The 3,639-nt window shown below is 67.7% G+C and carries 2 protein-coding genes; both read right to left on the bottom strand.

Going from position 1 to position 3,639, the window contains the following annotated elements:
• Positions 1-207: 207 nt before the first annotated feature.
• On the bottom strand, positions 208-891 hold the full coding sequence (locus BIV24_RS29180; RefSeq protein WP_071369472.1) for a response regulator: 684 nt from the start codon (positions 889-891) through the stop codon (positions 208-210).
• A gap of 277 nt (positions 892-1,168) precedes the next feature.
• Positions 1,169-3,639 (bottom strand): ATP-binding protein (locus BIV24_RS29175; protein ID WP_143064696.1); only part of this gene is annotated, 2,471 nt, incomplete at its 5' end.

Below are 3,639 nucleotides of genomic sequence, written 5' to 3'. Positions count from 1 at the left end.
TGGCTGCGGGACGTGAGGCCATGAGTGTGAGGTTACCGGTGGAGACGACAGGGGACACGCGTGCCTCCTGCTTCACCCGTTCGTGTCGCCGCACGAGAGGCACGAAACTGACGTGCACTCACGGCGCGTACGCCGCTTGGCGGAGGGGACAGGGGACGGCAGGACCGACGCAACGCGCCCTGTGGCCCTGGCCCGCGCAACGGACCGTCAGTTCTGCGACGGCACCTGCGGCGCGCCGCTGCCTGTGCCCGGCTCCAGGGCGTCCAGCGCCCTGCGCAGCCCCGTGAGTTTGCGTTCGAGATGGGCAGCGGTCGCCACCGCCGCCGCGTCCGCCGCGTCGTCGTCGAGCTGCTTGGACAGCGCCTCTGCCTGCTCCTCGACCGCTGCGAGCCGCGCGGAGAGTTCGGCGAGGAGGCTCACGGGCTCCTTGCTGTCGCCGAACGCGGACTTGCCGCCGCCCTCCAGCTGCAGCCGCAGCAGAGCGGCCTGCTCACGGAGTTGACAGTTCTTCATATAGAGCTCGACGAACACCGAGACCTTCGCGCGCAGCACCCACGGGTCGAACGGCTTGGAGATGTAGTCCACCGCACCCGCCGCGTACCCCCGGAAGGTGTGGTGCGGACCGTGGTTGATGGCGGTCAGGAAGATGATCGGGATGTCGCGGGTCCGCTCCCGCCGCTTGATGTGCGCGGCGGTTTCGAAACCGTCCATGCCCGGCATCTGAACGTCCAACAGAATGACCGCGAAGTCGTCCGTCAGCAGTGCCTTGAGCGCTTCCTCCCCGGACGATGCCCTGACCAGCGTCTGATCGAGCGCAGAGAGGATGGCCTCCAGCGCCAGCAGATTCTCCGGCCGGTCATCGACCAGGAGGATCTTGGCCTTCTGCACCATGGCCCGCCCTCCTCGCCCCGACTTGGGGCCGCCCCTGTCCACAGGACTCGGGGTGGTGCCACCCGGCGCCACCCCGGGGGACGACTCCCTTGCGCCGCCCGTCCTTGTGCCGGTCATCGTAGCCGCACCCCGCCTGTCGCCACACCCTGTCACCGCGATGTCACTGTGCACGTAGCAGAAACGTGGCAGGGGACCAGAAGGTTCCCCGCGCACCGCGTCTCTCCACGGTTTCGACCACAGTCAGTCAGCAACTCCGCGGGAACGTTCAGGGCCCCTGTCATTCCGCGCGCATCCACTGCTCCATCACGGACAGCAGATGATCGGGGTCGACCGGCTTGGTCACATAGTCGGAGGCGCCCGACTCGATGGCCTTCTCCCGGTCGCCCTTCATCGCCTTCGCAGTCAGCGCGATGATCGGCAGCCCGGCGAACTGCGGCATCCGCCGGATCGCGGTGGTCGTGGCGTACCCGTCCATCTCGGGCATCATGATGTCCATCAGGACGACCGCCACGTCGTCATGCTGTTCCAGAACCTCGATGCCCTCACGGCCGTTCTCCGCGTACAGCACCGACAGGCCGTGCTGCTCCAGGACGCTGGTGAGCGCGAAGACATTGCGGATGTCGTCGTCGACGATCAGCACCTTCTCGCTGGCGAACCGGACGCTCTGCCGCGGCTGCGCCGCGACCTCTCGTTCGCCCACCCACTGTTCCTGTCCCGCGCCGCCGTGTGACGCACCCGCGGTGACCGCCCTGCGCCGGCGCCGGAAGAGGGCCGCGGGTCCGTTCCGGGTGTCCTGGTACGACTTCACCTCGAGCGGGGTCTCGATGTCCGGAGCGGGCAGCTCCGCCTCGGACGCCAGCAGTTCGTCGGCCTCCATGGCGGGCGAGAGCTGCGCGTAGCCGTGCGACGGCAGTTCGCTGGGGTGCGGCGGCAGGTACAGGGTGAACGTCGAGCCGCGTCCGGGTTCGCTCTGCGCGTGGATCTCGCCGCCGAGCAGCCGCGCGATCTCCCGCGAGATGGACAGCCCGAGGCCCGTACCACCGTACTTGCGGCTCGTGGTGCCGTCCGCCTGCTTGAACGCCTCGAAGATCACCCGCATCTTGCCTGCCGCGATGCCGATGCCCGTGTCGGCCACGGAGAACGCGATCATCTCGGCGTCCGGGTCCCGAAGCGAGCCGGCCTCCAGCAGCTGCTCCCTGATGGCCACGGGAACGTCGCTGCCCGCGGGCCGGATGACCAGCTCGACGGCCCCGGTGTCGGTGAACTTCACCGCGTTGGACAGCAGGTTGCGCAGCACCTGGAGGAGGCGCTGTTCGTCGGTGTGCAGCGTGGCGGGCAGCTCCGGCGAGACCCGTACGGAGAAGTCCAGACCCTTCTCCGCCGTCAGCGGCCGGAACGTCGCCTCCACGTAGTCCACGAGCTGGACGAGTGCGATGCGGGTCGGGGAGACGTCCATCTTGCCCGCCTCGACCTTCGCCAGGTCGAGGATGTCGTTGATCAGCTGGAGCAGGTCGGAGCCGGCGCCGTGGATGGTCTCGGCGAACTCGACCTGCTTCGGGGAGAGGTTGCCCTCGGCGTTGTCGGCGAGCAGTTTCGCCAGGATCAGCAGGGAGTTGAGCGGCGTACGCAGCTCGTGCGACATGTTGGCCAGGAACTCGCTCTTGTAGCGCATGGAGACGGCGAGTTGCTCGGCGCGCTCCTCCAGGACCTGCCGCGCCTCCTCGATCTCCGTGTTCTTGACCTCGATGTCGCGGTTCTGCCGGGCCAGCAGCTCGGCCTTGTCCTCCAGTTCGGCATTGGACGCCTGGAGGGCCTTCTGCCTCTGTTCCAACTCCTCCGATCGCAGCCTCAGTTGCTCGGTCAGCTCCTGCGACTGCCTCAGCAGCACCTCGGTCTTGGTGTTGACGGAGATGGTGTTGACGCTCGTCGCGATCATCTCGGCGATCTGGTTGAGGAAGTCCTTCTGGATGTGCGTGAACGGCGTGAAGGACGCCAGCTCGATGACGCCGAGCACCTTCCCCTCGAACAGCACCGGAAGGACGATGACCTGCGCGGGCGGCGCCTCCCCGAGCCCGGAGGAGATCTTCAGATAGCCGCTCGGCGCGTTCTCCACCAGGATCGTGCGCTTCTCCGTGGCGGCCGTCCCGATGAGCGCCTCACCCGGCCGGAACGACGTCGGCATGGAGCCCATCGAGTAGCCGTACGACCCCAGCATGCGCAGCTCGTAGGCGTCGTCCGTGCCGGCCCCCAGGTCCTTGCCGTCGACCAGCGGCATGGCGAGGAAGAACGCCCCGTGCTGCGCGGAGACCACCGGTGTCAGCTCGCTCATGATCAGCGAGGCCACGTCCGCCAGGTCACGGCGGCCCTGCATCAGGGCGGAGATGCGGGCCAGATTGCCCTTGAGCCAGTCCTGCTCCTTGTTGGCGATCGTGGTGTCACGCAGGTTGGCGATCATCTTGTTGATGTAGTCCTGCAGTTCCTGGATCTCACCGGACGCGTCCACATCGATCTTCAGGTTGAGGTCGCCGCGGGTCACTGCGGTCGCCACGCGCGCGATGGCGCGCACCTGCCGGGTCAGGTTGCCGGCCATCTCGTTCACCGACTCGGTCAGATCGCGCCAGGTGCCGTCGACATCCCGGACCCGCGCCTGGCCGCCGAGCTGGCCCTCCGTACCCACCTCACGGGCCACCCTGGTGACCTCCTCGGCGAAGGAGGAGAGCTGGTCGACCATCGTGTTGATGGTGTTCT

This window comes from Streptomyces colonosanans, from assembly GCF_001866645.1.
Lineage (GTDB): Bacteria > Actinomycetota > Actinomycetes > Streptomycetales > Streptomycetaceae > Streptomyces > Streptomyces colonosanans.
Note: the sequence above shows the minus strand (reverse complement) of the source record. Positions and strands in the feature narration are given on the sequence as shown.

Excerpts from the sequence above, each read along its gene's own strand:
- BIV24_RS29180 (WP_071369472.1), bottom strand. The coding sequence starts at position 891 with ATGGTGCAGAAGGCCAAGATCCTCCTGGTCGATGACCGGCCGGAGAAT.